Origin of the sequence: Actinomyces minihominis, from assembly GCF_900187855.1 — a bacterium.
In the GTDB taxonomy this organism is placed as follows: domain Bacteria; phylum Actinomycetota; class Actinomycetes; order Actinomycetales; family Actinomycetaceae; genus Scrofimicrobium; species Scrofimicrobium minihominis.
Map to the genome: position 1 here is coordinate 401,916 of NZ_FYEG01000001.1, position 26,169 is coordinate 428,084.

Here is a 26,169-nt window from a genome sequence, read left to right on the forward strand (position 1 = left end):
CCTCCAGCGAGATACGTGCTGGGTTTAGCCCCAGCTAAGGCCCCCATCGTAGCTGCGCACCAGCGCATCGCCACCCCACAGCCACAGGCCGCCATCCGGTGCGAAAGCAAGTGAAGTCTGTCCGCCGCCCATCGCTGTCACGGTTGCACCTGATGCTCCCTGAGCGCCAGAGACACATGCGGTCTGCGTCATCTGCAGACCATCGACACCAGTTCCGTACGAGGTCAGGACTGCACCATCACAGTCGGGAGCATTGACGGAAGCAACGAAGACATTGGTTCCACCCACAACCACAGAGTCGGGGGTTCCGCCGGCAGCAGCCAGCGTTCCCTCGTCACCAACCCAGTTGGCACCATTATCGGTCGAGACGCGCAGGGCCCCGTCTTCACAAAGAACAGCCATGGGGCCTTCTGCACCAACCGACTGCCGAGCAATCGTGCATCCAGCATCAACGGCAATGCCGCCTGCTCCTAGAAGCACGGTGGGCTGGGCCGGATCAACCCGCCACAGGTTCTCCGTCTCCAGGGGAAGCCAAGTGGTAGTTCCTACCACTGACGAACCCGCGGACAGCTGCGAACATTCCTGTGCGTTGTATCCGAGCGCCCCGACTAGGCCATCGCCAATATCAACCAGACGGTTCAAAGACACCATGGGCAACGTTGCCCCCAGGTTGTCGCCCGTCCATGTCGCGCCGGCATCAAACGAAGTCTCAACCACGGCTTCCACCGTCGGGCACGGGCCAGTCAGACCACGCAGCACCGTGTCCCCACCTAGTGCAACCATCACCCGGTTTAGCTCAGCAACGGGCTGCACCGTAACGACAACTTCCTCGTCACCATCGGCATCTTCGGCGGGCTCTTCAGGAATCCCAGACGACTGTGGCTCTTCAGACTGTTGCGCCGGGTTGTATCCCGGTGTCCCACCGGCACCCTCGACAGTCTTACCCGCCTTAGAAATTACCAGCACTGAAAGAGCAACCGTCAGCGCAACAAGCACCCCGATCGCCAGGACCTTAATCCATGTCGAGCTTGAACGAATGCCTGCGTTTTGACGTGCCATTAAAGCGCCTCACCCACCGCAATCTTTGACCTTCTTGGGACAAACAGTCTCATCGGCCGGTCTCCCCTGCGCTTAGCTTCTTGGCGGCGCACCAGGGCCCGACTAGGGAAGGGAATAACATCCGCACTCCCAGCTTCATCACTCTGAATCGAGTGATGATGCGCAGTCGCAGTCTCATGCGATGTAACGTCGAACATGCTGCAAATGGCCTTGAGGAAGTCCGCGGTCACCTGCGCTGCTGGAACCAGTTCATCCCGTGAGTGCTTGTAGATAGCCTTGGACTGACGGAACGGGTCAATCACGTCAAGTTCACTAGAGCTCTGAGGCGGGGGCAGGAGGCCACGCTTCTGATTGATTATGTCGAGAGCCCACGTCACTCCGGGTACAGAGCACTTCATCTAGAGGTTGAGAGGAATGGACGGACGATTGAGGTGCAGCTGCGGTCGGCCGCGATGCACATGTGGGCAGAAACTGCAGAGGCCATGGGGGATCTTCTCGGCCTCAACTTCAAGTGGGACGGTGATACGCCAGTGCATGAGCTGCTCCGCCTTGTCTCGAAAGCGCAGCACGCCGAAGAGAGTGACTCCTCTCTAGATGAACACGAACTCAGCCAACGAACATTGCTAACAGGCGAAGTCGCTGGTTTACTGAAGCAACAAGTAGAGGGAGAGGGGCCATCGTGAGTGTGGACATACGCCATTTCCTCCTTGTCTATGACCGTCGCAAGGATGAACTTGTCGAAGTGCATGAGTTCGAAGATATCGATAAGGCGACCGCTGCGTATGAGCAGGTTGAGGAGCGCATTAGGGTTGGGTCAGATTGGATTGATGTCGTCTTGGTCGGGTCAGACTCCCTAGAGTCAGTCAAGATAACGCACTCCAACTACTTCACTGGGAACGCTAAGCGCCGCGTACGCGAGCTTCTATCGCTTTAGTGGGCTTACGCCCTCTTCCTGATCAGAACTCGGCTCATCGACGGCTCCGTCGACGTAGTACCAGCGCCCGTCCTCCCGCACAAAGTTGGAGCGTTCATGCATGACCTGGATGCCATCATTGGTTAGGTAGGTGGCACGGAACTCCACGATACCTTCGGTGTCATCCGTCCCGCCGGCCCGTGTGTCGAGGATCTGCAGGCCGCGCCAGACCGGGTTGCCCGAAAGGTCTAGGTTCGCTGGACGCGTGCTGGGATGCCAGGATGCAAGTAGCCAGTCGCGGTCACCTTCCTTGAATGCGCTGAAGCGCGACCTCATGAGTTCTTCGGCAGTGTTGGGCCAGGTCTTGGGGGACATCGGTAATCCTCTGGGTGTTCGCGAAGGGCTTGGTGACGGACAACGCGAGCGTACATGTCGCTGCGGGTTTGCAGCGACGAGGACCGCCCGCCATGGCGCGCAGTGGACTTCCTGGATTAGAGGACCGCGGCTCACTGAGCAAGACCAGTTCGTGGGTCGAATCTCCTAGTCTGCCGAGCAGTTGGGTGACACAGCCGGATGCCGGCTGGAAACCTTACGAAGAAGTGTGCCCGATGACTACCGTCGAGGTCTTCATTGAGCGCTCTGGTGTCGCGCTCGCCCAAGACGGATCATCATGAGTTGTTCGACCGTGTTATCGCCAGTGTTGCCCTCGGCAACACCGATGACTATCTGCGCAATCACGGTTTCCTCGCCGAGTCGATGCGGTGTTGGGGCCGCGGCGCCTTCGCGTTGCAGTTAGGCTTGGTGTGCATCTGTCCCGGGAGACTGATGCACAGTGGAGGAGGGGCCGATGAGTGAGTACAGCCTGCAACCCAACGAGGTCGTGTTGCTGCGGAAGGAACACGTTTCCCAAGAGGCTGGTCGCAAGATCATTCAAGTTGACCTCATTCTCACCAACCTGCACATCGTTGCCTCCCAGAGGGGGATGTTCGGTGGGGTGAAGTCTACGATGCTGTATCCGCTGGACCAGGTGAAAGTCTTCAGAGACCAGGTGCAAGCCATCCCGGAAGGGCAGGGGCGTCATGACGGGACTCTGAGAATCTACTTCTACCAGGGTGAAGCGTGCTTCCGCCTTCAAAATCGGCGTGAGGCGATGCTGTGGGCGGAGAAGATTGATGAAGCCATTACTGGGCGACCCGCTGCAGTGAACTCGACGTGCTCGGAGGCGCTGCCTGGCGCTGAAACCGTTGCTAACGTCATCAAGGACACGGTCGGAGTCTTCAAAAAGAGCTTCGGTATCGGTTCCAAGAACTCTGGTTCCGCCACCGATGAACCCCAGCAGGTCGCGGGGGCCTGTCGAAGCTGTGGAGCTGCTGTCGCGACCGTGAGAAACCAGGTGGCTACCTGCAGCTACTGCGGGACCGTCCAACGGATTGATGGTTAGGGGGTAGCGGATGACCGTCGTTCAAGCATTCGCTGGAGGGCTGATCGATCAATGGAGTGAGATCGTGACTGCCGATGGGTTCGATGAGCACACCGTTGTCTCACCTGGGGTGTTCCGCGGCAATTGGGCAGGTGAGGGCGGCCTCGGCGAAGTTGTTGACGGGTCGCAGATTTATGTTCCTGAGAATACGGCCGCCTTTGTGTTCAGCGGAAACGGCGTAGAAGCGATCATGGGTATTCCGGGCGGATATGTTTACCACACCGGTCCACCGTTGCAACAGGGGGAATCGCTGGGGACCACCCTCGGCCGCGTGGCGCAAATGGCCATGCAGAGACGGGTGCGCAGCGACCTTCGGACCGTTGCGTTCATCAACCTACGTGAGATTCGCGGCCTCAAGTGGGGAACCCCGCGACCCGTGCTCTTCCATGACAACGCATACGGGACCGACCTCGAAATCACCGCCTTCGGGACGTATTCGCTCAGGGTGGTGGACCCCATCACCTTCGTGCAGCAGTTCATCCCCGCCAACACCCACTCCTACACGTTTGCGGACCCTGAGTCTCGCCAGACGCTTGCCTCGGAGCTGCTGCAGTCGTTCGCAGTTGCGGTCAACTCGCTGTCTGCCAGCTACCGGATTTCTGAACTGCCGTCGAGGACGAACGAGGTGGTCGCCGCGATGATGTCTCCCGATGGTGTAGCGGCGAGCTGGCTCTATCGGTTTGGTATGCAGCTCAGTAGCGTGGCGGTGGAGAGCCTGGAGTTTTCGCCCTCGTCCCGCAGGCTGGTGGAGGAGTATTCCCGTAGGCGAATGCACAAGGCTGCAGATGCAAGCGGCGCCACCTATGAGGCCGCGGTGACATTTCAGCAGCAGGTCGTCGACGGGATTCGCAACGTTGGCTTTGCTGGAGTGTCGAAGATGTTGGGGGGTCAAGGGCGTGATGCGGGCGCAGAGGGTGCTGTGGAGGGCGCAGGTAAGAAGAGTGTTGGCGACCAAAGCATTATGCTGCGTGGCTTGCGGCGTCAGCGCGACAGGGGCACTCTGACGGCCGCTGAGTATGAGGCGAGGAAGCGGGAAATCCTGGGGGATTAGCGGGACCTAGGGAGGATGGTGTGCTCGGGGCGCGGCTTTGTGCTCGGGTTCGGTTCGGCCGGGTGGCGGTTCGTCACCCGAATGTCGGGATTACTCTCTACGCTGTACGTATGAGTGATCCCCAGTTGCGTAACTTTGGTGTTGAACCGCAGCAGCCGGTCTCCGGCGCTGGCCATTCACAGGCGGACGAGGGTGCGGCGCCTGGTGGCGGGGCCGCCGGTGGTTCGTCGGGCACCCAACCGGCGGGGTGGACGCCGAACACGGCGCAACCAATCAAACTAGCATTTGCTTTAGGGGCGGTGCCACAGCGGGTTATGCCTCAACTTCGGAAGGTCGCTGCCGGGTTCAGTGCACCGCGGGTGCGGGGACGGGGTGCAGGGCCCGGGGTCCCGTATAAGGCGCCGAAAGCCAAGAAGCCGTGGTACAAGAGGTGGTGGGTGTGGGTGCTCGGCGTGATCTTGGTTTGGGTGTTCTTTAGCAATTTGGGTGGCGGGAGTTCTTCTGGGGACTCGTCGACTGGTATGCGAGGGGCGGACTCGCAAACTGAGAACGTGCTGACGGAAGACACGCAACGAGCCGCGCGGGAGGCAGATGCGGCTGAGGCGGCGGCAGCGGAGAAGGAGGCGGCGGCGGCAGCAGAGAAGGAGGCGGCGGCTGCGGCCGAAGTTGCTGCAGCGGAGAAAGAGGCGGCGGAGGCGGCTGCGGCCGAAGCTGCCGTCGTGGAGCCTGCGGGGCCAACGGATGCGGAGCGCTCGGAGGCATTGGACTTTAGGCTCCGCGAGATTTTCGGTGGTGTCTCTTCGATGACTGAGCTCATTGGAGCACTTCCGGGCGAGTGGCCCGGTTACGTACAGGGAGTCAGAGTCGAAGGCGACCTGGCGTACTTCACGCTCCAAGTTGACCGGAACACGGCTAGCGGCCAGCAGTTGGGAGTCGATGCCGCTCAGGCCCTTTCGACTCTGTTCGGACAGGAGGACCTAGAGGGGATTAACTGGATCATTGTCGAGGACGGGACCGGCGTGGTCATCGATCAGAAGCAGCCGAACCCTCTCTTTTAGGTGGGGTCTGGCGGACTTCGTGACGTCTGGCCTAGGGGTCCAAAGCGGGACTTCTGACCCGCGCTGTCCGGCTGCATCGCGCGGGCGTCCTCGGTCTTAGAAGAATTCCTATTGGAATTGCGTGGTGAGCGGGATGTGGTCCGAGCGTGCGAGTAGCCACGAGGAATCTGACTCAAATGTGCCTCGCGAAAGTAGACTGCTGCAATGATGCAAGTTTCCGGAACCAGAAGACTGCTGCTCGTTCTAGCGGCACTTGCAACCACCTTTTCGGTCGCCGCTTGTGAGGGCGAGCAGGCCACTTCCGCGGATAGTGCGCCGGTTCGGGGGTCGGCTACATCTGAACCCCAGAGCGCTCCAATCAAGGTCGAGGAGGAGGACGAGCTCGTCCTCGCCGAACCAACGGTTCTTGAGGTCGACCCCGTGGCTGATACAGCGGATCCGTCGGACTATGCGGCCGTGCGAACCGTGTTGGAGGGACTGGAGATCAAGGGCCGGGCGCCGAAGACGGGCTACGATCGGGAGTTGTTTGTCCAGTACTAAACCTTTGGCGTTTACTTCACCCGTGAAAGGAGTGCATTCGAAAGTCCACGCTCCCTTCAAGCCTCGGCTAGCGACTATCGACTTATCTGGCGCGCTGGGTTTCCCACAACAGTGACGTTGGCATCTGTTCCGTGAAGAACAACTGCGCCTGCACCGATAACAGAGTGTTCGCCGATGGTGGTTCGGGGGAGGATTACTGCGCTGCCTCCGAAGAAGGAACCCTGACCCACGCTTACTTCACCCATGATGTTGGTAGCTGGGCTCAGGGTTGAGAATTCGCCAATGACGGTGTCGTGTCCAACGGAGCTGTTGAAGTTGACGTGAACGTGATCTTCTAGGGTCACATCGGCGTCTAGTACTACTCCCGGGCACACGATCGATCCTTCGCCAACCGTTGATCCACCTGCTGTGATTACTCGATCGTCAATGAAGGTGGCGAACTGGGCACCCTTGTTTTGGAGCTGTTCGACTAGGTGCTGTCTGACCTTGGGTGCAGCAATAGCACAGAGAACTCGGTCGTTTAGTTCTGAGGTGTAGTCGGCAATCGTCGAGATGAGTTGTCCCGGAAGAAGTGCGGGGTTCGCGTTGTCGTCAATGAAGACGACGTCTTCGACCTGGTTCTCCGCGAGGAAACGGGGTGAGGTAGTGATCCAGCTGTGAACACCGCGACCGAAGCCCCCTGCTCCCACAATGACGATGCGAGTGCTCATTGTGAACTCACATCCGAACCTAGGAAAGGAGCCCCTACTGCGTGCCCCTCAGAGGTGACACCAGTTCGGCTGACAACGCTGGTAATGGTCTTGAGGATTACCTTCACGTCCAATCCGATTGAGCATCCGTCGACGTACTGAACATCCAGTTCAAAGCGTTGGGGCCAATCGAGGGCATTTCTGCCACTCACCTGGGCCAGTCCGGTGATGCCGGGCCGAACCTCGTGACGTCGTTTCTGCTCATGCGAGTAGAGCTCAAGGTACTCGACCAGCAGGGGACGTGGTCCCACCAGACTCATATCTCCCTTGAGGACATTCCATAGTTCCGGAAGCTCATCGAGGCTGGTTGAGCGAAGTGCCTTACCAAAGCTGGTGAGCCGATCTTCATTCTCAATCAAGCCCTTGCTGGGGTCGACGTCCTTCATGGTGCGGAATTTGTACAGGGTGAAGATCTGCCCGTCCTTGCCGGGACGATCCTGTTTGAAGATGACGGGACTGCCGAGGTTCGCGCGAACGGTGGCTGCGACGACTCCCATTACCGGGGCCAGGGCCACCAGACCTGCGGCAGAGACAAGGATGTCCAAGCCGCGTTTGATGGGGTCATAAGCCTTACGGGTTTTAGTCACCTGGAGACCTTCTAGCCGAGGAACTCAGTGATGGCCGTGAACACCACGTTCCGCTGTTCTTCGGTGAGGCCTGAGCCGCTGGGAAGGGTGAGGCCGGTTTGGAACAGGGTCTCACCGTTGCCGTTGGTCTTGGCCGGGTTGTCGGCAAAGATGGGCTGAAGGTGCATGGGCTTCCACAGGGGGCGGTTCTCAATGTTCAGTGCATTGAGTGCGGCGCTGAGGTCTTGAGCAGTCCAGTTACCGACGGTCTTGCTTGAGTCAACGACGACAGAGGTGAGCCAGCAGTTGTCGAACTGCTCATCAGAGTTCTGCTCATCTGATTGAAGGACCGTGACACCGGGAACCTCTGCGAAGAGGTTCTTGTAATCACGGCGAATCTGCTTGCGCCTTCCGATCATCTCATCGAGGCGTGAAACCTGGGCGCGGCCAAGGGCAGCCAGGATGTTGCTCATCCGGTAGTTGTAACCGACTTCGGTGTGTTCGTAGTGAACCACTGGCTGACGGGCCTGGGTGGCAAGGTAACGGACCTTATCGGCAAGAGCCTTGTCATCGGTCAGGAGGATCCCGCCACCGGATGTGGTCATGATTTTGTTGCCGTTGAAGGAAAGAATGGCGGCATCACCGAAGCTGCCTGCCGGCTTGATGCCAGCATCGGTCTGCAGGGCTGCGCCGAAGGACTCGGCGGCATCGGCCAGGATGGGGATGCGGTAACCGGCCTGTTCTGATCGCTTGGCAACGACCTCTTCAATAGCCGGGAAGTCGGCCACCTGACCAAGCAGGTCAACGGGAACGACTGCGCCAATATGCTTGCCTTCGGCAATCAGTTCCTCCATGGCTTCATCAAGAAGCTGGGGATCCATGTTGCCCGTGACCAAATCACAGTCGATGAAGTAGGGCTCTGCACCAACGTAGGTAATCGAGTTTGCGGTTGCTGCGAAGGTCATCGAAGAGGTGACGACAACATCGCCACGCTTCACACCCAGGGCAATCAGGCCCAAGTGAAGGGCTGCGGTTCCGGAGGAGAGCGCTACTGCGTACTCACGGTCACAACGCTGTTTGACGTCGTCCTCGAACGCATCAACTTCAGGACCAAGGGGGGCAACCCAACCTGAGTGAAGGGCCCGAACGACGAACTCTTCCTCAACTGGGCCCACGTCCGGCTTCGACAAATAGATACGTTCGCGCACCTCAACCTTGTTCTCGACAGGGTTCACAGACAAGACTTCACCTAGATTCACGGGTAAAACGACGCCGTCATGCCATTAGCAGACGCCCGCTACAACATGGCATGACTACCGAAAACAGAAGGTGGTTTTGTGACTGTGGGACAATCTCGACTATGAGTAGCGCCATAGTTCTCGACTCCGTCACAGAGGGCGATTCGGTCCTGCTGGCATCATCGACGCTTGAGGCTCTTAGTCGGGTGATTGAGGTTGATTCCAGTTTACGTCGGCGGGTGGAGTACTCCTCCGACGCCTCTAACTATCGGGTACAGCCGGCGGTGGTGGCATTCCCCCGCTCGGTTGAGGAAGTTGAGGCGGCGCTGGGCGTGGCTCGCTCCGCTGGATTGCCCGTGACCTCACGTGGTGGGGGGACGTCGGTGGCGGGAAATGCGATTGGGCCGGGGTTGGTCCTGGACTTCTCTCGCTACATGAACCGCGTCCTCGAGATTGATCCGGTGGCGCGGACGGCTCGCGTTGAGCCGGGGGTCATCATGTCCGACCTGCAGGAGGCAGCTGCCCCCTACGGACTGTGGTTTGGGCCGGATCCGTCGACGAAAAACAGGGCGACTCTGGGCGGGATGATTGGCAACAACGCCTGTGGTCCGCACGCCCTCACCTATGGTCGTACCTCTGACAACACGGTTTCTCTGGACGTGATTGATGGTCGAGGACGACGGTTCGTGGTGGGTTCTGGCCCGGGTGAACTGGAGAAGGTGGCGGGGCTTTCCGAACTGGTGTCGACCCACCTGGCGTTGCTGCGCACTGAACTTGGTCGTTTCACCCGTCAGGAATCTGGCTACTCGCTGGAGCACCTGCTGCCGGAGAAGGGCGGCGACCTTGCCAAAGCCCTGGTGGGGACCGAAGGAACCTGCGTCACCGTGGTTGAGGCCACCGTCGCACTGAAGCCGGTGCCGACGAAGCCGACCCTGGTCGTCCTCGGCTATCCATCCATGATTGCGGCAGCTGGGGATGTCATCAACCTGCTACCCCAGAAGCCGCTGGCTCTGGAGGGAATGGACTCTCGGCTGGTTGAGGTCGTTCGTCGCGCCGTGGGTTCCGTTCCGGAGTTGCCCGGCGGTGAAGGGTGGCTCTTCTGCGAGGTTGGTGAGGTCAAGGGCGACGGGCGCAGTGCGGCGCAGCGGGCTGCGGATCTGGTGGCGGCATCCGCAAGCGTCTCCCACCGCATCGTCACCGACCCTCAAGAGACGGCGGCGCTGTGGCGGATTCGCGCTGACGGGGTGGGTCTGGCGGGGCGTACCCCGGCTGGGAATCAGGCGTGGCCGGGGTGGGAAGACGCTGCCGTTCCCCCGGCACACCTAGGCCCGTATCTAAGCGACTTTGAGGACCTGATGTCCAAGTACGGCATCGAGGGTCTGCCCTACGGTCACTTCGGGGATGGCTGCATTCATGTTCGTATGGATGTGCCGCTGGACTCGGAGGGGGATGTTCCGGTTTTCAAGGCCTTCATGGAGGAGGCCGCGGCGCTGGTGGGGCGCTACGGAGGCTCGATCTCCGGAGAGCACGGGGACGGGAGGGCCCGTGGGGCTCTGCTCCCCCACATGTACTCCTCTGAAGCGATCTCTCTTTTTGAGCAGTTCAAAGGCCTGTTTGACCCCGATAACCTGCTCAACCCGGGGGTCCTGGTTGACCCGGCCCCAATTACTTCTGCGCTGAGGCGCCCTCAAGCCAAACCCATCGCGGGTCAGGGTTTTGCGTTTGCGCATGACCGGGGGGACTTCACGTCGGCTGTGCATCGCTGCGTTGGAGTGGGGAAATGCCGGGCCGACAACTCCGCTGCCGGTGGGTTCATGTGTCCGTCGTACCGGGCAACCAAGGATGAGAAGGACGTGACAAGGGGGCGGGCTCGGGTCCTCCAGGACCTGACCCGGGGGGCTTTGCCCGGCGGCTGGGACTCACCGGCGGTAGCGGAGGCGCTTGACCTCTGCCTCTCCTGTAAGGCGTGCGGGCGGGACTGCCCGGCCGGCGTTGACATGTCAATGTACAAGTCTGAGGTGACCTACCGGCGTTACCGGGGGAAGCTGCGGCCCATGAACCACTACGTCCTCGGCTGGTTGCCGCGTTGGGCGCGGTTGGTGACGGCGGTTCCGACGGTGGCGGGGCTGGCTAATGCCGCCCTGCAGATCGACCCGCTGCGAAGGCTGGTCTTCAAGGTTTCTGGAATGGACCCGAGGCGGGAGATGACGGCGTTTACCAGGCGTCGGTTCTCGCGGTGGTTCAAGGGGCGCCCTTCATCGTCCTCGTCCTCGTCGAACAAGCAGGCGGTGAAGCGGGACGTGATTATCTGGGCGGACTCCTTCAGTGAGTATCTGGATCCGACTTCGGCGACGGCGATGGTGGAGTTGCTGCAGCAGGCGGGTTACACGGTGCGAATCCCCTCGGCTTCGGCTTGCTGCGGTCTGACGTGGATTTCGACGGGGCAGCTCGATGGGGCGAAGCGTCACCTGGGGCGACTGCTGGACATTCTGGGTCCTGCGGCGCAGAAGGGGGTGCCGATCATCGGTGTGGAACCCTCCTGTACCGCGGTGTTGCGTTCAGATCTGCAGGAGCTTCTGCCCGATGACCCGCGATCCGCGCCGGTGGGAAAGATGACGATGACCCTGGCGGAACTGCTGAGCGATCCCGACCTCGGCCCCGATCCCCAGTGGTTTGCGGATCACTCACTGGAGGGTGTGCGGGTGGTGGCGCAGCCACACTGTCACCAGCACGCGGTGATGGGGTATGAGAAGGACTTGGAGCTACTGCGGCGCCTGGGTGCAACGGTGACCCCCGTGGCGGGGTGCTGTGGGTTGGCGGGGAACTTTGGGATGGAGAAGGGGCACTACGAGGTTTCGGTGGCGGTGGCGAACAACGAGTTGCTGCCGGCGCTGGCTGAGGCCAAGCCCGGGTCGGTGTTCCTGGCCGATGGCTACTCTTGCCGGACGCAGGCTAGCCAGTTGGCGGATGTGATCGGGGTGGGGTTGCCAACGCTGCTGCTGGGGCGTCAAAAGTAGTTGACCTGCGTGTTGTTGGCCTTTGGGACCTCATAGGCCTTTGGTGGGATAAAGTTTTCGCCGTGAGCACAAAACAATGTGCTGACGGTGGTCCACAATCAAGATGGCTGTGCTCATCATCGGCTCAGCCTCTCCCGCCTTATTGACGAGAGGTTCCTAATAACAATGAAGTTTCTACAAAGACTGGGCAAGTCATTGATGCTTCCCGTCTCTGTACTGCCGATTGCGGCAATCCTCATGGGTATTTCCTACTGGATCGCTTCGGCCGTCGGAGGCGACAACATCGCTGCCGTTTTCCTGGGTGCTGCTGGTGGCGCACTGCTTGACAACATGCCGATCCTGTTTGCGATCGGCGTTTCCATTGGTATGGCAACCAAGTCTGATGGCACGTCAGCGCTTGCTGGCCTCGTCGCATGGCTGACCATCACCACCCTTCTGGCTCCCGCTGCTGTCTCAGGCTTCCTGGGCCAGCCCGTTGAGGAAGTCAACCCCGCTTTCTACCAGGTCAAGAACGTCTTCGTCGGTATCATTGCCGGTTTGATTGGCGCCTGGGCCTACGACAAGTTTAAGAACACGAAGCTGCCTGACGCGCTCTCGTTCTTCTCGGGTCGCCGTTCGGTTGCCATCATGGCCTCGGCCATCGCGATCGTTGTCGCGCTCATCCTCTTTGTGATCTGGCCGGTGGTCTTCGGTGCGCTGGTGACCTTCGGTGAGTGGATCGTTGATCTGGGGCCGCTGGGTGCCGGCATCTACGGCTTCCTCAACCGCCTGCTGATTCCATTTGGTCTACACCACGCCCTGAACTCCGTGTTCTGGTTCGACGTTGCGGGCATTAACGACCTCAACAACTTCCTCAACAACACGGGCACATTCGGTGAGACCGGTCAGTTCATGGCTGGCTTCTTCCCCATCATGATGTTTGGCCTGCCGGGCGCTGCCCTCGCCATGTACGTCACCGCTAAGCCCAGCCGCAAGCAGGCCGCCTACGGTATCCTTCTGGCCGCAGCTGTTTCATCGTTCTTCGTCGGTGTTACCGAACCCCTCGAGTTCTCCTTCATGTTCGTGGCGCCAATCCTCTACGTGATTCACGCCGTGTTCATGGGTATCTCCCTGGCGCTGACCGCCTGGCTGCCGGTCCGTATGGGCTTCGGCTTCTCGGGTGGTTTCATCGACCTCGTCCTGCAGTGGACCAACCCGCTGGCACAGAACCCCTGGGCCATCCCGATCATGGGCGTGGGCTGGTTCATCATCTACTTCCTGGTCTTCACCTTCGTTATCAAGCGTTGGAACCTGAAGACTCCGGGTCGTGAGGACGATGACGTTGAAGAGTTCACCTCGGGCACTGCTGCTGCCTCCAACACCGATGAGGGTTACCTGATGACGGGTCACCGCTTCATCAAGGCCCTGGGCGGCAAGGAAAACATCGCTGAGATGGACAACTGCGCAACGCGACTGCGGATGGAACTGGTTGACCCCTCACTGGTCGATGAAAAGGCCCTCAAGGCTGCTGGTGCCAACGGTGTCATCAAGCCGGGCGGACGAAGCGTTCAGGTCATTTACGGCCTCAACGTCCAGTTCGTGAAGGACGCCATGGAGACGATCATTGAGACCAACCTTGAGGTCCCCGAAAGCCCGGCCGAAGCCGCTGCTGCTGAGGCCGAAGGTCGCCTGGTCGACAGCGATCTGATGGTGGCAGCCCCCGCGCGCAAGACGGTGCGCCTGCGCCAGCCCGTGATGGGAACACTGGTCCCGCTGGACCAGGTTCCGGACAAGACCTTTGCTGACGGCCTGCTGGGCTCCGGCATTGCGATTGAACCCTCGGTGGGAACCGTTGTGGCTCCCGCAGATGCGACCGTTGCGATGGTCTTCAAGACCGGTCACGCAATCGCGCTGATCCTGGACTCGGGTGAAGAGCTGCTGATTCACGTCGGCCTCGACACCGTTGAGATGAAGGGAGATGGATTCGAACCCCTGGTTGATAAGGGCCAGCAAGTTACCGCAGGTACCCCGCTGCTCAAGTTCGACCTCGCCAAGATTCGCGCTGCCGGTCACCCGACCGTCACCCCCGTCGTCATCACCAACGACAAGAGTGCGGTTATCGAATTTGTCTAGTTGATGGGTTCGTCCGGGTTGGTTGAGGTCGACTTGGACGAAATCAAGTCTGAGTAACAGGAATCCCCCGGTACCAAGTGGTTGGTGCCGGGGGATTTCCTTAGCTGAGCTGGCGCCTGGTTAGGCGTCGAGATCCTGAAGAATGAGGTCAGCAATCTCATTGACCGCAGCCTCATTGTCGGACTCTACGGTCACTTCCATGCCGTTTTCAGCTCCCAGGGTCATGATCATCATTGATGACGAAGCATCCACCGGATCGTCTCCATCGACGCTGAGCAGAATTTCGTCGTCGTACTTACCTGCGGCCTCAGCAACTAGAGCTGCGGGGCGAGCATGGAGTCCGACCTTAGAACCTACGGTTACGACGCGCTTGGCCATTAGTTTCTCCTTCAAAGAAAGACAGTTTTGCGGTGCTTCCACACCTCGATTCTGCCCGCGTCAACGGGCGACCGCACTGCTATTGTAGCCATGTTCAAGCCCGGATCGTTGGTTGCTCAACTAGGCTGGAACAAGGTTATGAAAGTAGGAACAACGCGGTTCGTTCACTTGAACCTCACTGCTTGCGGCCCCAGCGGCCCGCCGAACTAAACCAGGGAGCACCCGTGCCTGATAGACAGACTAAAGAACATGAGACCGTCATCCACGGCACCCCCGTCGTTGATGGCATTGCCTTCGCTCCGGCGGCCTGGACCAGGCGTCCCCCGCTGCCCCCGGAAACGGCCCCGGAACTTCCAGAGGACAAGCGTGAGGCAGCGGTAGAGGACTTCGAGGCCGCCTCCAAGAAGGTGGCCGAGGGACTGCGGGCCCGGGCAGTCAGCGCTGAGGGCAGTTCCAAGGAAGTCCTAGAGATGACCGCGGGACTGGCCGAAGACCGCGGTTACCTGCGCATGGTCAAAAAGGACATCATGGCGGGCACCCCGCCCATTCAAGCCACCATCGCCGCGACCAGTAGGTTTGTGGAGATGTTTGAAAAGGCCGGCGCCCTCATGGCAGAGCGCACCACCGACCTGCGTGATGTTCGTGACCGCATCATCGCCCGCCTGCAAGGGGTGTCAGAGCCGGGGGTTCCGCACCTGCCCTACCCCGTGGTGGTGATGGGTGACGACCTCTCCCCCGCCGACACCGCGGGCATGGACCCCAAAGATTATGTCGCCATTGTGACCGAGGGCGGCGGTCCGACCTCACACACCTCGATCATTGCGCGTCAGCTGGGCATTCCCTGCATTGTGGCGGCCCGCGACCTCAGTGAAGTGCCGGACGGGGCAGACGTCCTCGTCGACGGTTCTGCGGGGACGGTCACGATGGGGGTTGATCCCGACGAAGCCCGCGCTTTGGTCCAAGAAGACTGCGCGCGTATCCAACGCATCCGTGCCTGGAAGGGCCCGGCAAAGACCAAGGACGGGGTCCCGGTCCAGCTGCTCTCTAACATTCAGGACGGGGCCACGGCCCGCTTGGCTACTGAGAGCGAGGCGGAGGGGATCGGCCTGTTCCGCACCGAGCTACTGTTCCTCAGTTCGGCTAAGGAACCCAGTGTTGACGAGCAGGCGGCGGACTACCTCGCGGTTTTCGAGGCCTTCCCCCAGGGCAAGGTCGTGGTTCGCACCCTCGATGCGGGCTCGGATAAACCCGTTCCGTTCGCAACACTGCAGGAAGAGTTCAACCCGGCGCTCGGTGTGCGCGGGATCCGGGTGACGGGGCAGGACCCCGACCTGATGCTGCACCAGTTGGACGCGATCGCGCAGGCCTCAGCAGAGTCCCCCGGAACTAAGGTGTGGGTGATGGCCCCGATGATTTCAACGCTGCCTGAGGCCGAGTGGTTTGCTGGCCTGTGCCGGGAGCGTGGGTTGAAGCCGGGCATCATGATTGAGGTACCGGCGGCAGTCATCCTTATCAACAAGTTCATGGGGCTGGTGGACTTCGTTTCCATCGGAACCAACGATCTCACCCAGTACACGATGGCTGCGGACCGCATGTCACCGCACCTGGCGGAGTACACCGACCCGTGGCAGCCCGCGGTCTTGGAGTTGATTGCCCTGACAGCTGCGGCCGGTCAGTCCCAGGGCAAACCCGCCGGGGTGTGCGGTGAGGCGGCAGCGGATCCCACCCTGGCATGTGTTCTGGTGGGAATGGGAATCACGTCGCTGTCGATGGCGACCTCGGCCATCTCCTCGGTCGGCGCCACCCTGGCGCACGTCACCATGGCGCAGTGCCGTGAGGCGGCGACGGCTGTGCGGGGGGCAAGGGATTCAAAGGAAGCCCGTGCGGTGGCTCGCGCCGCCCTCGGCCTCAGCTAAAGGTTCACGGGTGTAGAAGCAGTGATGCCCCGGGAGGTTGATTCCCGGGGCATCACTGTCTGTATCAGCGGGCGTCTACTAACCGCACTTTTCGGTGACCCACTGGCGGGCCTGGGCCGGGTCGTCGACCAGCAGGGTTTCCAGCTCGCTTTCGTTCTGTCGAGCAACGGGCAGGCCCTTGACGACCTCAATCTCGGGGAACAGCTCCAGGTAGCGCCGGGCTTCCTTGGCTCCTGCGGAATCCTCGCCCTCGACTGCAGTGGCGTAGGCGTTCGCCCAGTCGCAGCGCCACTGCAGAGCCTCAATCACCGCGATGTCGCCGCGGCGGTACACCCCGAAGGTGGTCTCGCCCTCTTTGGCCTCAGCGTCCACGTAGTTCTTGGGCATCTCGATGGTGATGGAGTCGTTGTCGGAACTCTTCAGGGTCGACCCCTTGACGTGCGGGAGAAGGTCGGGGACCGCTGCCACACTGACCCCCTCCGGGTAGGGCTGCCCGAGATTGCCAAGGTCTTCGGCAAACCAGGCTTCGACCTCAGCCGGAACCGGACCGGAGGGTGTCACCAACCCCGACTCGGTACTTGAGACAGAACCGGAGTCTGTGTCCCCCTTGAAGATCTCCTGAATCATCGCCCACGTCCCACTGACCAGTGCCAATGCGACACCAACGGCGACAATTATCCAGATGCTGCGCTTGGTTTCATCCGAGAACTTGATTGCCATTCGGCTCCCTCAAGAGTGTGTAGTGGCAGGGTGATTTGCTACCGGACATGCTACCGGCAGGAGGCGATAACGCAGATCACATAGACAATCATATGCAGATGCATATATATTCGTTGTTGAGGGAAGTTCCCAGCATCCTCGCCAGGGTCTCCCAAGCCATCTCGATGGCGTACAAGTAGATCAACTTTTAGGACACAGAATGACTCCCGAAATCCCCGGCTACACAGCAGGCACCTGGACCCTCGACACCGTTCACTCAGAGGTCGGCTTCACCGTTCGACACATGATGATCAGCAAGGTCAAGGGCTTCTTCGAGAACTTCTCAGGCACCATCGTGACCGCTGAGAACCCCCTGGACTCGACCGTTGTCGCCACTATCGAAGCCGACTCGATCAACACCAAGAACAAGCAGCGTGACGCTCACATCCAGTCCGGTGACTTCCTGCTGGCTGAAGAGTACCCGCAGCTGACCTTCAACTCGACCGGTGTTCGCTACGAAAAGGGCGAGTTCTTCATTGATGGCGACATGACCATTCGTGGCGTAACCAAGCCCGTAACCCTGGACTTCGATCTGGGTGGCTTCAGCAACGATCCTTCGACTGGCCCCCGCTTCGGTGGCACTGCAACGACCACCATCAACCGCCAGGAGTTCGGCGTGTCCTTCAACAGCGCGCTTGAGACCGGTGGCGTGATGCTGGGTGACGACATCAAGATCACCCTTGAGATCGCTGCCGCCAAGGTTGAATAAGCACTTTTAGCCTAGGTCAGGCTGATTACTACAAACCGCCCCCACTGCTTGATTTTGCAGTGGGGGCGGTTTGCGTTTAGCGAGGGCGAAACCGACTAGGCGTTGCGGCTGCGGTGCCTAACTGCCAGGGTGCCGCCGATCAGGGCGAGGACGGCAAGCAGAGCTGCTCCGAACACGTTGGCCCCCGTGGTGGGAAGCTCCGGCGGAGTGGTGACGCCACCGCCGGACTGGTTACCGTCTCCGGACTGGCTGCCACCGGTCTCTCCCCCGTCACCGGACTGGCTTCCACCGGTCTCTCCCCCGTCACCGGACTGGCTTCCATCGCCCCCATTACCGCCCTCGTCAGCCACGCCCTCAAAGAAGACGGCGACGGTGCGGGCTGGTACCTTGGCGGTGCCGCTGTTCCAGGTGGCGGCTTTGACGACCTCATCGGAACCCTCTGCCTGAATCGGGCTCAGGGTGAGGTCGCGGCCGGAGAAGCCCTCGACCTCGTCCGTCCACTCTTCAGTCAGCGAGTTGAAGACGACGACGATCGAACTCAGGTCCGGATCGACCTCGGCCCCAACCAGGTCGTCAATCGCCATGACGATGACACCCGGGGTGTTGGTTTCAGCCGAGTTCGGGAATGAGACCTTCTGCTTGATCAGATCCGCGTCACCCAGGGTGAACAGGGGTGAGGAGGAGCGCAGGCGAAGCAGGTCAAGGACCATGCCCTTCGTCTGGGTCATATCGGCCTCACCGGGCAGGTTCGCCTCATTGGCCAGCAGCGGCGCCATGTCGGCCCACTTGTCGCCGTTCTTCTCCTTGATCGGCAGACCCTTACCGAACTGGTTCCACGAACCGTCCCAGACGATGGAGTTGAACCAGTCGCCCGAGTTGTAGGAGTCGCGGTCAAGGGACTTGGAGCGCAGCAGTTCCGTGCCCGAGGCGAGGAATGCCGGTGACTGTCCCAGCAGAACGGTGGAGTTGGAGAGCACCTGAAGGCGCAGACGCGCGTCCATCGCTGAGTCGGTAGTCATCTTCCAGATGCTGTTGTCGAATAGGGTCTCGTTGTCGTGGGCTTCAACGTAGGTGATCGACTCCTGGGGGCTGGCGGTGTAACCCGCTGGCGCGCCGTTGTAGTCGATGTCCTGAGCCGGAACCAGTGAGCCGTCAGCCGTCGGGACGAGGTAGTCCTTCAGGGAGCCGGCCAAACCGACCTTGATCAGCTCTTCACTGTGCAGCAGGTTGCTGAGCAGCTGGTCTTCGGTGTGGGTTTCCAGCGCCCTCGCGTTCGGGTCAACGTAGAGGCCGGTGCCGAAGCCCTGCTCGGTACGCTGATCCTCATCGAAGGGGCCGCCGCCGCGAACCGCGTCCCGCAGACGGTCGTTGAAGGCACCGATGTCGCTGCCCGCGATGTTGGTCTGAGTGGCCTGCTGGAACAGGGCGTTACCGGCGACCTCGCCGAAGTCCCAGCCTTCGCCGTAAAGGTAGATCTCCTTGCCGTCGACCCCGTCCTCGGCAACCGTCAGGGCGTCGAGGGCGTTGCGGACGTTGATCATATTCTGCAGCGAGTGGTGTCCCATGAGGTCGAAGCGGAAGCCGTCGATCTTGTAGGTCGTCGCCTGGGTGACCAGGGCGTCGATCATGATCTTTTCGGCCATGGTGTTCTCGGTTGCCACGTTGGAGCAGCAGGTGGAGGTTTCCACCGCGCCGAATGCGTTGAGGCGCTGGTAGTAGCCGGGAACGATGCGGTCGAGGACGGACATGTCCGACTGGCCCGAGGCCGCGGTGTGGTTGAAGACGACGTCCTGAACCACGCGCAGACCCATGTCGTGCAGGGCGGCAACCATTTCGCGGTACTCGAGGGTGCGAGCTCCGCCGTCCTGGTTGGTCTCGGTGGCGTAGGAGCCCTCCGGGGTCATCCAGTGCATCGGGTCGTAGCCCCAGTTGAAGGCATCCTGGTTTCGCACCTGGTTGACGGCTTCCTGCTGCAGGGCAGAGTCGGGGCCGTAGCCGGCGATGCCCTCAAGAGCTGTCTGATTTTCGGACAGTAGGGTGAAGCCGTCGATCTCAGGGAGCAGCTGCTGGGAGCGATCCTCGTTGATGGTCGAGGTCGCGATGTCGAAGGTGGGAAGCAGGTGAACGGTGGTCAGTCCCGCGTCAGCCAGTTCCTGCAGCGCCTTAACGCCGTCGGTCCCCTGTTCCGTGAATGCCAGGTAGGAGCCCTTCAGTTCGTCCGAGACGGTGGCGTCCCAGGCTGAGAAGTCACGAACGTGCAGTTCGTAGATGGTCTGCTCAGACTGGTTGCGCAGTGGTTCGACCGAGCTGAGAGCCCAGCCGTCAGGCATCCAGGTTGGATCGTCGAGGTCGACCATCACGGAGCGCAGCGAGTTCATCGTCAGACCCACCGAGTAGGGGTCGGTGACGAGGTTGCTGACAACCTCGTTCTCAGAGTTGACCCAGACATTGACGTCCCAGAGGTAGGAGGCGTTCTTCCAGGTGGGTTCCCCGATGACGGTCCACACCCCAAACTCATCACGCAGTGCGGGCTCCTGGGCGGCGCTGCCGTCCTCGAGCCAGTACCACAGGGAAACCTCAGTCGCGGTCGGAGCCCACACCCGTAGGGTGGGGACACCGTCGTTCCAGGTCAGGCCGAGGTCGACATCGGCGGCACCGGCGTAGATGTCGTCGAGGACGCCGGCAATCTGGGCGCCCGTTTCTGCCTTCGGGACGCCGTCCTCTTCGGACTTGATGACGATGGGACCCTGGAGGATCTCTTCGATCAGTTCTAGGGAGAGTGCGGAGTCGTCCTCGTTCGACAGGTGCAGGCCGATGTAGCCGGCGCGGGCGCGCCAGTCGAGGTCTTTCTGCTCGTCGGTCAGAGCGGCCGGGGTGATCTTCACGTCCGGGTAGTCGTTCAGGGAGTACTGGGCGGACATTCCGGAGAGAGCAGTGGGCCAGGCGACCGTGTCCCGGTCGAGCCAGAGGGCGCGGGACTGGCCGACACCTGCCAGGGGTGGGTTCTCGACCTCGACCCGAGGGATCTGTTCGACGATGTTGAAGGTGAAGACCGCAAGCTCGTTGGCCTGGGTGGCGAAGTTGACGTTGTTGCCGTTATCGCCCCATTCCTGACCCCAGGCGAGTCCGCGAACCACCTTGAACTCCCAGGATCCGCCGGGGATCGCCTGGGTCGAATAGTCGTAGTCGCCGGTGGCTGAACCATCGGAGTTCTGCACCGGGAACAGCGCTGTTCCCAGGCAGGAGGGCTGCCAGTCATCGCTGCAGCCAACCTCGTTCTGGAACGAGCCCGCCACGGTGTAGACCGCGCCCGTGTTGGCTGCGAAGGAGCGGCCGTTGTCCGGGTTAAAAACCACGTAGAGGGGGTTGGTTCCGTCCGCGGTGAACCGAATGTTGCTGCCACCGGTGCTGCCCTGGGAGCCCCACGCCACGTCCCAGGTCCCATTGGTGATCTTGTACTGGTAATTACCGGCCGGCACTCCCGTGAACTCACCGATGTAGAGGTCATAGTCCTCGTTGTAATCGAGGGCAGCACCGGCACAGTCGGGCGCCCAGTCTCCCTCACAGATTTCGGAGCGCGCCGTAAAGTTACCGGCAACGGAAATCGTGGGGTACTCCAGCGGTTCGGCTACGGCGACCGTAGCTGTCAGGGTGCTTCCAAGAACGAGGCCGAGGGCCCCAATCGCTCCCAAAATGGGGAGAGATCTGCTTCTTCGCATGAGACTCACTATCTCTTGAGGGCGCGTGGCCCATCTGAGGCGGGGCCCATCTTTGGGCGCGACGCCACCTCCGTACGAACACCACCATAACGGGATGCGGGCGGGGACGGAAGGTTGGCAAGGGTGATTACCCGGTCGACTTTCCCTCCCATTTTGGGCCTAAGGTCCTAAGAGGGCAGCGCAAACACCCCCGGAGGTATCAATTGTCAAGATTGGTGGGCTCACGGGCATTTCAGACTCACCAAACAGGGCTCAAAATGAGCCTCAACACGTAGCATCAGGATCAACGAGACAGTTACATAACACTCGATAGCGAGGACATCCCATGAAGAACATCGTTGTTCTCGGTGCCGGAACCGCCGGCACCATGGCTGCCAATCTGATGGTCAAAAGAAAGGAACTTCAGGACTGGCACATCACAGTCATAGACAAGAATGACCGCCACCAGTATCAACCCGGCTTCCTCTTCGTGCCGTTCAAGATGATGTCGGATAAGCGGATCACGAAGCCGCGTCGCAAGTTCCTTCCGAAAGGTGTGGACTTCATCGAAGCCGAAGTTACGCAGATTGATCGCGAAGCCCAGGCGGTGGTGCTCGATTCAGGACAGCGACTTCCCTACGATCACCTACTGATTGCCACCGGCACCGTCCCCCGTCCGGATGTCATTCCGGGAATGGAGGACGGCACGCTGTGGTACAAGAAGGTGTTTGATTTCTATACTCTCGAGGGTTCGGTGGGTCTGAGGGAGAAGCTCCAGGATCTGGAGAGCGGCCGACTCGTAGTCAACATCTGCGAGATGCCCATCAAATGCCCGGTGGCTCCACTGGAGTTTGCACTCCTCGCCCAGGACTACATGCGTAAGCGTGGTCGGGGGTTCGATGTGGACATCGTCCTCGTTACCCCGCTTGACGGCGCGTTCACGAAGCCGGTTGCATCTGAGGCGCTGGGGCACCTTCTCGCCGAGCGCGGGATTGAGGTCGTCACCGATTTCCAGATTGAGAGCATCGACAACGAAACTTCGGAGCTGGTCAGTTTTGATGGGCGCCGGGTCCCCTTCGATCTGCTCGCCACCGTCCCCCCGAACCGCGGGGTCAAGGTCGCGGCCGACAGCGGTCTTGCGGATGATTCCGGGTTCATCGAGGTTGACAAGCACACGCTGCGTTCGGTGGCTGACCCGAACATCTGGTGCGCCGGGGATGCGACGGATGCTCCGACCTCGAAGGCGGGATCGGTAGCTCACTTCGAAATGGAGTCACTCATCCCCAACCTGATTGACGCGATCGAGGGGCTGCCGTTGTCCCACAGCTTTGACGGTCATGCCAACTGCTTTATCGAGTCGGGTCGCGGTGAGGCGCTGCTGCTGGACTTCAACTATGACCAGGAACCCCTGCCCGGGAGATTCTCGATCTACGGGGTGCCTGCGCTGCGCCTTCTTGGTCCCTCACGCATGAACCACATGTCGAAGCTGGGGTTCGAGTTTGTCTACTGGAACATGCTGCTTCCCGGGCGGCCCCTTCCGTTCACTGCCGACTTGACGATGGACGGCAAGATCCTGCCCGAAGTCGCCGAAGAAGCCGTTTAGAGCCCTTAGTAACTGAGCGTGGCGAGGGAGTTTCCCGGGCCAGCCAAGACACAAACTGAAAGAAAGTAAAGGCCAAGAAGATGCCTACCAACAAGTTCTTAGGACGACTAATCGACGTGGATGGGGAAGGTTTCCTGACACTGCCGGACCAGTGGGATGAGGATCTGGCCGTCGTCCTCGCCAAAAACGCCGGAATAGATGAGCTCTCAGATGAGCACTGGCGTGCCATTCGCTTCGTCCGTGAAGATGCTAGGAAGCGCGGCCAGTCCCCAACCCTGCGTCGTATGCAGCAGGCAGGAAACTTCGATATCAAGCAGCTGTTCGCTCTGTTTCCGGGTAAGCCTGCGAAGAAGCTCGCCTATATCGCCGGTCATCCCAAACCGACTGCCTGCGTCTAGCCGCTCCAAACTCGAAAGGAAAATGAAATGCCACTTGATGATGAAGGCAACCTGATTCCCGACTTTGGGGAGAGCCGCCAGGCAGGCAAGGGAAGTTCAACCGGTGAAAGCTCAGGCGGCGGAGGTGGGTACTCGGGGCCGCGGAAGATGTCATTCATCTGCTCGAAGGGCAATCTTGACATGGCCTACCCGGCGCTCATTATGGGCAACGCCGCCCTCGGTGAAGGGATTGAGGTCGACTACTTCTTTACATTCTGGGGTCTGGACATCGTGGATCTGCGCACGATGGGGGATCTGAAGTTCTCCTATGCCGGTAACACCGCGATGCATATGCCCCAGTTGGAGCGGTTTGTTGGAGGTGGGGCGACGATGGGCTTCCCGCAGCTTTTCGCCGCTGTGCCCGGGATGACGGCCGTGGGGACGAAGGTTCTCAAGTCGATGATGGCGGAGCAGGACATTCCACCCATCCCCGAGTTCATTGACCACCTGGCGGCGATGGGGGCCAACATGTACGCCTGTCAGCTCTCGGCCGACATGATGCAGGTGAAGAAGCCGATGCTGCACCCCGGGGTGAAGGGGATCATCTCGGCCTCGGACTTCATTGAACTGTCTGAGGGGGCGCAGATCATCTTTATCTAGGGCTAGGGCGAAGCCTGAAGAATGTGGTGTCGAGCCGCGGGTCTGACTCCACTGATCGACGCCTTGGATCTCCGGAGGTGCGGCGGTCCCCCGGAAGCACAAGACGAAGTGACACTGGGTCACGCCTTGGCACTCCGGAGGTGCGACGGTCCCCCAGAGGTAGGGATTTGACCCATTTTGGGCCCAAAAGCACCCCTGCGCAGGACCAAGGCACCGCCGGAGAACCACAGCACCACCAGAAATGAAAAAGCCGGGACAAACACCTCAACTAGGGCTCGGGGACGACCACGGCACCATGGGAGGACCACTGCACCACCGGAGATGAAAGCGTCGGGACAGCTACTTCATCCAGGGCTCGGGGCGAACCACAGCCCTGGCGGAGATGAAAAAGTCGGGACATCTACCAACGATGTCCCGACTTTTCGTTCGGAGCCGCCTGCGGGAATTGAACCCGCGACCTATTCATTACGAGTGAATCGCTCTGCCGACTGAGCTAAGGCGGCGTTCTCAGGGCTGTAGCCCCGAGAGACTCCTACCCCGTCTGCTTGTGGCTCTGGGGATTGAAGTCCGCCGATCAGTATAACCAAACCGAAGGGCGGACTTTCACCGCAGGGCTGCAGTTGCGGCAGACAACACAGTTGGGCCTACTGGTCGCAGGTGACACCGTTCGCGGGCAGTTCACCGTTGAGCAAGAACCTGTCAACATAACCGATGACGCAGGTGGAAGCAGCGGAGCTGTAGGCAGCGTGGTTCCAACCGTCAACGGTCAAGAGGACTGAACTCGGTAAATCGCGGTGCAGGTTCTGCGCCATGAAGTAGGGGGTGGCAGGGTCGTTGGTAGTGCCGATCAGCAGCATGGGCGGGACGTCCTCGCCATTCACCGCGCTACGTGAAACCCTCGAATCCACCGGCCACTCTGCAAGTCCTGCCGATGCGAACCCAAAGTTAGCACCTAGGATCGGGTACTTCTCGGAGATCACTTCTGCTTCAGCCGCCCACTCTTCGGCGCTACCGACCGGCTCGTAATCCAGCATGTTGACTGCAATGAATGCATCTGAGGAGTTTGATCCGTAAACCCCATCGACTCCGCGGTCATTGAAGAAGTCCGCCAGGAACAGCAGGGCCGAACCGTCCCCCTTAAGTGCCTGGCTTACCGCCTGCGTGAGAATCGGGTAGGTCTCCGTCGAGTAGAGACTGCCGATGATGGCAGTTGAGGCGAGGCCGATGTTGAGGGGTCGTTCTTCATCGGTTGTGGGAAGGGGGTGGGCAGCAATCTCGTCAAGCAGGTCGGCAACCGTCTCCTTCCCTGCCTCGAGGGTACTGCCGAGGGCGCACTTGCTCTGCGAAGTGCAGGACTCGATCCAGTTGTAGAGGGAAGCTTCCATGCCGGCGATCTGGGCTGCAGAGACTTCATTGATGTTCAGGCTGGGGTCTAGGACAGCGTCAAGGACGAAGTTACCGACGTGATCGGGGAACAGTTCGGCGTAGATAGCTCCCAGCAGGGTGCCGTAGGAAAAGCCGAGGTAATCAAAAGTTTCAGCGCCAAGAACCGCCCTCGTCATATCGAAATCACGCGCGGCGGAATCGGAGTCGACGAAGCCGAGGATCTCACCGTTCCGTTCAAGACACTGGGCACCCAGCTTCGCGACTTCCTGGTTGTTGTACTCGATGATCTCCTCCGTGGTCATGCCGGAGAAGTCGACGTCGAGGGCGTTGTCCTGATCGCGCTCCTCATCGGTCATGCACCAGATGGGTGAAGACGAGCCCACTCCGCGTGGGTCGAGGGCGATGATGTTGTACGAAGAAGCAATCTGGGTGGTGACGATGTTCTCGACGAAACCGGAAAGAGAGTCGATTGCCCCGCCTCCGGGGCCACCCAGGTTGTAGAACAGCGGGGGGTGCTCGGCGTTGTTGCCTGCGCCGAGATAGCGGGCAACCCCCAGTTCAATCGTCTGGCTAGCTGGATCATCCCAGTTCATGGGGGCTTCGAGCGTGCCGCACTGATAGGGGCTCAAATCTTTGGGGACGGGCATCATTGCCGTCGTGATTTCGTCGCCCTCGCACTGGCGCCAGTCGATGGTCTGGGAGTAGTAGTCCTCAAAACCCTCGGGGGCCTGACCACTGATCGGGTCCGGGTCTTCAATGTTCGGCAGTGTTCCCGGTGGGGTGACGGTGGAGGTAGTGCAGGAGGCGAGCAGAAGAGCCGCTGCCAGTCCCCCGGCCATCACGCTGGTTCGACGGGACCACACACGGTGAGGTCGAGAGGGTTCTGCAGTCAAAGTTGTA

General features: G+C 60.5%; 23 protein-coding genes and 1 tRNA gene. 13 read left to right on the plus strand and 11 right to left on the minus strand.

What is annotated here, in order from left to right; translation table 11 throughout:
* Positions 1-24: 24 nt before the first annotated feature.
* Positions 25-1,059 (minus strand): hypothetical protein, encoded by a 1,035-nt coding sequence (locus CS903_RS01885; protein WP_099331837.1) that lies wholly within the window; start codon positions 1,057-1,059, stop codon positions 25-27.
* Entirely contained in the window at positions 1,059-1,457 is a 399-nt protein-coding gene (locus CS903_RS09265; protein WP_242491698.1) for a hypothetical protein, read from the minus strand. Before CS903_RS09265 ends, CS903_RS01885 begins: the two co-directional genes overlap by 1 nt.
* A gap of 33 nt (positions 1,458-1,490) precedes the next feature.
* On the opposite strand from CS903_RS09265, the gene CS903_RS09515 reads away from it, so the two are divergent.
* Together CS903_RS09515 and CS903_RS01895 are read left to right on the plus strand one after the other, a co-directional pair.
* Positions 1,491-1,742, plus strand: a complete 252-nt coding sequence (locus tag CS903_RS09515) for a hypothetical protein (protein WP_242491699.1) — start codon at positions 1,491-1,493, stop codon at positions 1,740-1,742.
* The gene (locus CS903_RS01895) at positions 1,739-1,993 is read left to right on the plus strand and encodes a hypothetical protein (RefSeq protein ID WP_207203717.1); all 255 of its coding nucleotides are present in this window, start codon (positions 1,739-1,741) and stop codon (positions 1,991-1,993) included. Before CS903_RS09515 ends, CS903_RS01895 begins: the two co-directional genes overlap by 4 nt.
* Here the strand turns inward: CS903_RS01895 and CS903_RS01900 are convergent.
* Positions 1,982-2,347: a YchJ family protein gene (locus CS903_RS01900; protein ID WP_242491700.1), complete on the minus strand. Its 366-nt coding sequence runs from the start codon at positions 2,345-2,347 to the stop codon at positions 1,982-1,984. The two genes, CS903_RS01895 and CS903_RS01900, sit on opposite strands and share 12 nt — an antisense overlap.
* A gap of 472 nt (positions 2,348-2,819) precedes the next feature.
* On the opposite strand from CS903_RS01900, the gene CS903_RS01910 reads away from it, so the two are divergent.
* The 4 genes from CS903_RS01910 to CS903_RS01925 all read left to right on the plus strand — a co-directional run bounded on the left by CS903_RS01910 (position 2,820) and on the right by CS903_RS01925 (position 6,101).
* Positions 2,820-3,413, plus strand: coding sequence for a hypothetical protein (locus CS903_RS01910; protein WP_099331840.1), 594 nt, complete (start codon positions 2,820-2,822; stop codon positions 3,411-3,413).
* 10 nt (positions 3,414-3,423) lie between these two features.
* Entirely contained in the window at positions 3,424-4,503 is a 1,080-nt protein-coding gene (locus tag CS903_RS01915; protein ID WP_099331841.1) for an SPFH domain-containing protein, read from the plus strand.
* Between the two features lie 551 nt (positions 4,504-5,054).
* A complete protein-coding gene (locus CS903_RS09270) occupies positions 5,055-5,561 on the plus strand; it encodes a hypothetical protein (RefSeq protein ID WP_129587562.1) in 507 nt (168 codons plus the stop codon).
* A 204-nt stretch (positions 5,562-5,765) separates the two neighbouring features.
* Positions 5,766-6,101 carry a hypothetical protein gene (locus tag CS903_RS01925; protein WP_099331843.1) on the plus strand — a complete coding sequence of 112 codons (336 nt, stop codon included), beginning with the start codon at positions 5,766-5,768 and terminating at the stop codon, positions 6,099-6,101.
* A gap of 74 nt (positions 6,102-6,175) precedes the next feature.
* On the opposite strand, the gene CS903_RS01930 is transcribed toward CS903_RS01925, so the two are convergent.
* Genes CS903_RS01930 through CS903_RS01940 form a run of 3 tightly spaced genes read right to left on the minus strand, consistent with a single transcriptional unit; the run spans position 6,176 to position 8,651 of the window.
* Complete coding sequence (locus CS903_RS01930) at positions 6,176-6,811, minus strand: acetyltransferase (protein WP_099331844.1); 636 nt, start codon at positions 6,809-6,811, stop codon at positions 6,176-6,178.
* Positions 6,808-7,437 carry a sugar transferase gene (locus CS903_RS01935; protein ID WP_277984860.1) on the minus strand — a complete coding sequence of 210 codons (630 nt, stop codon included), beginning with the start codon at positions 7,435-7,437 and terminating at the stop codon, positions 6,808-6,810. Before CS903_RS01935 ends, CS903_RS01930 begins: the two co-directional genes overlap by 4 nt.
* Positions 7,438-7,448: 11 nt before the next feature.
* A complete protein-coding gene (locus tag CS903_RS01940) occupies positions 7,449-8,651 on the minus strand; it encodes a DegT/DnrJ/EryC1/StrS family aminotransferase (protein WP_242491712.1) in 1,203 nt (400 codons plus the stop codon).
* Positions 8,652-8,776: 125 nt separating this feature from the next.
* Here CS903_RS01940 and CS903_RS01945 point away from each other — a divergent pair, with 125 nt between their 5' ends.
* Positions 8,777-11,671 (plus strand): FAD-binding and (Fe-S)-binding domain-containing protein, encoded by a 2,895-nt coding sequence (locus CS903_RS01945; RefSeq protein WP_099331845.1) that lies wholly within the window; start codon positions 8,777-8,779, stop codon positions 11,669-11,671.
* Positions 11,672-11,836: 165 nt separating this feature from the next.
* Positions 11,837-13,783 (plus strand): N-acetylglucosamine-specific PTS transporter subunit IIBC, encoded by a 1,947-nt coding sequence (nagE, locus tag CS903_RS01950; protein WP_099331846.1) that lies wholly within the window; start codon positions 11,837-11,839, stop codon positions 13,781-13,783.
* A gap of 120 nt (positions 13,784-13,903) precedes the next feature.
* On the opposite strand, the gene CS903_RS01955 is transcribed toward nagE, so the two are convergent.
* Positions 13,904-14,161, minus strand: a complete 258-nt coding sequence (locus CS903_RS01955; protein WP_099331847.1) for an HPr family phosphocarrier protein — start codon at positions 14,159-14,161, stop codon at positions 13,904-13,906.
* Positions 14,162-14,385: 224 nt separating this feature from the next.
* Between CS903_RS01955 and ptsP the strand changes: the two genes are divergently transcribed.
* A complete protein-coding gene (ptsP, locus tag CS903_RS01960; RefSeq protein ID WP_099331848.1) occupies positions 14,386-16,077 on the plus strand; it encodes a phosphoenolpyruvate--protein phosphotransferase in 1,692 nt (563 codons plus the stop codon).
* A gap of 78 nt (positions 16,078-16,155) precedes the next feature.
* Here ptsP and CS903_RS01965 read toward each other — a convergent pair whose 3' ends face one another.
* A complete protein-coding gene (locus CS903_RS01965) occupies positions 16,156-16,797 on the minus strand; it encodes a hypothetical protein (RefSeq protein ID WP_099331849.1) in 642 nt (213 codons plus the stop codon).
* A gap of 199 nt (positions 16,798-16,996) precedes the next feature.
* Here CS903_RS01965 and CS903_RS01970 point away from each other — a divergent pair, with 199 nt between their 5' ends.
* The gene (locus tag CS903_RS01970; RefSeq protein WP_099331850.1) at positions 16,997-17,545 is read left to right on the plus strand and encodes a YceI family protein; all 549 of its coding nucleotides are present in this window, start codon (positions 16,997-16,999) and stop codon (positions 17,543-17,545) included.
* A 95-nt stretch (positions 17,546-17,640) separates the two neighbouring features.
* Here CS903_RS01970 and pulA read toward each other — a convergent pair whose 3' ends face one another.
* On the minus strand, positions 17,641-21,264 hold the full coding sequence (gene pulA, locus CS903_RS01975; RefSeq protein WP_099331851.1) for a pullulanase-type alpha-1,6-glucosidase: 3,624 nt from the start codon (positions 21,262-21,264) through the stop codon (positions 17,641-17,643).
* 325 nt (positions 21,265-21,589) lie between these two features.
* Between pulA and sqr the strand changes: the two genes are divergently transcribed.
* The 3 genes from sqr (at position 21,590) to CS903_RS01990 (ending at position 23,883) form a co-directional block, all read left to right on the plus strand.
* Positions 21,590-22,846, plus strand: coding sequence for a type III sulfide quinone reductase, selenoprotein subtype (gene sqr / locus CS903_RS01980; RefSeq protein ID WP_099331852.1), 1,257 nt, complete (start codon positions 21,590-21,592; stop codon positions 22,844-22,846).
* A gap of 80 nt (positions 22,847-22,926) precedes the next feature.
* Positions 22,927-23,244 (plus strand): TusE/DsrC/DsvC family sulfur relay protein, encoded by a 318-nt coding sequence (locus tag CS903_RS01985; protein WP_099331853.1) that lies wholly within the window; start codon positions 22,927-22,929, stop codon positions 23,242-23,244.
* A gap of 27 nt (positions 23,245-23,271) precedes the next feature.
* On the plus strand, positions 23,272-23,883 hold the full coding sequence (locus CS903_RS01990; RefSeq protein WP_099331854.1) for a DsrE/DsrF/DrsH-like family protein: 612 nt from the start codon (positions 23,272-23,274) through the stop codon (positions 23,881-23,883).
* Between the two features lie 430 nt (positions 23,884-24,313).
* On the opposite strand, the gene CS903_RS01995 is transcribed toward CS903_RS01990, so the two are convergent.
* Positions 24,314-24,386 (minus strand) — tRNA-Thr (locus CS903_RS01995).
* 141 nt (positions 24,387-24,527) lie between these two features.
* Positions 24,528-26,162: an alpha/beta hydrolase gene (locus CS903_RS02000; RefSeq protein ID WP_164996643.1), complete on the minus strand. Its 1,635-nt coding sequence runs from the start codon at positions 26,160-26,162 to the stop codon at positions 24,528-24,530.
* Positions 26,163-26,169 lie beyond the last annotated feature (7 nt).

Coding starts and splice junctions, on each gene's coding strand:
- CS903_RS01885 (WP_099331837.1), bottom strand. CDS start 1,059: ATGGCACGTCAAAACGCAGGCATTCGTTCAAGCTCGACATGGATTAAG.
- CS903_RS09265 (WP_242491698.1), bottom strand. CDS start 1,457: ATGAAGTGCTCTGTACCCGGAGTGACGTGGGCTCTCGACATAATCAAT.
- CS903_RS01900 (WP_242491700.1), bottom strand. CDS start 2,347: ATGTCCCCCAAGACCTGGCCCAACACTGCCGAAGAACTCATGAGGTCG.
- CS903_RS01910 (WP_099331840.1), top strand. CDS start 2,820: ATGAGTGAGTACAGCCTGCAACCCAACGAGGTCGTGTTGCTGCGGAAG.
- CS903_RS01915 (WP_099331841.1), top strand. CDS start 3,424: ATGACCGTCGTTCAAGCATTCGCTGGAGGGCTGATCGATCAATGGAGT.
- CS903_RS01925 (WP_099331843.1), top strand. CDS start 5,766: ATGATGCAAGTTTCCGGAACCAGAAGACTGCTGCTCGTTCTAGCGGCA.
- CS903_RS01930 (WP_099331844.1), bottom strand. CDS start 6,811: ATGAGCACTCGCATCGTCATTGTGGGAGCAGGGGGCTTCGGTCGCGGT.
- CS903_RS01945 (WP_099331845.1), top strand. CDS start 8,777: ATGAGTAGCGCCATAGTTCTCGACTCCGTCACAGAGGGCGATTCGGTC.
- nagE (WP_099331846.1), top strand. CDS start 11,837: ATGAAGTTTCTACAAAGACTGGGCAAGTCATTGATGCTTCCCGTCTCT.
- CS903_RS01955 (WP_099331847.1), bottom strand. CDS start 14,161: ATGGCCAAGCGCGTCGTAACCGTAGGTTCTAAGGTCGGACTCCATGCT.
- CS903_RS01965 (WP_099331849.1), bottom strand. CDS start 16,797: ATGGCAATCAAGTTCTCGGATGAAACCAAGCGCAGCATCTGGATAATT.
- CS903_RS01970 (WP_099331850.1), top strand. CDS start 16,997: ATGACTCCCGAAATCCCCGGCTACACAGCAGGCACCTGGACCCTCGAC.
- pulA (WP_099331851.1), bottom strand. CDS start 21,264: ATGCGAAGAAGCAGATCTCTCCCCATTTTGGGAGCGATTGGGGCCCTC.
- sqr (WP_099331852.1), top strand. CDS start 21,590: ATGAAGAACATCGTTGTTCTCGGTGCCGGAACCGCCGGCACCATGGCT.
- CS903_RS01985 (WP_099331853.1), top strand. CDS start 22,927: ATGCCTACCAACAAGTTCTTAGGACGACTAATCGACGTGGATGGGGAA.
- CS903_RS01990 (WP_099331854.1), top strand. CDS start 23,272: ATGCCACTTGATGATGAAGGCAACCTGATTCCCGACTTTGGGGAGAGC.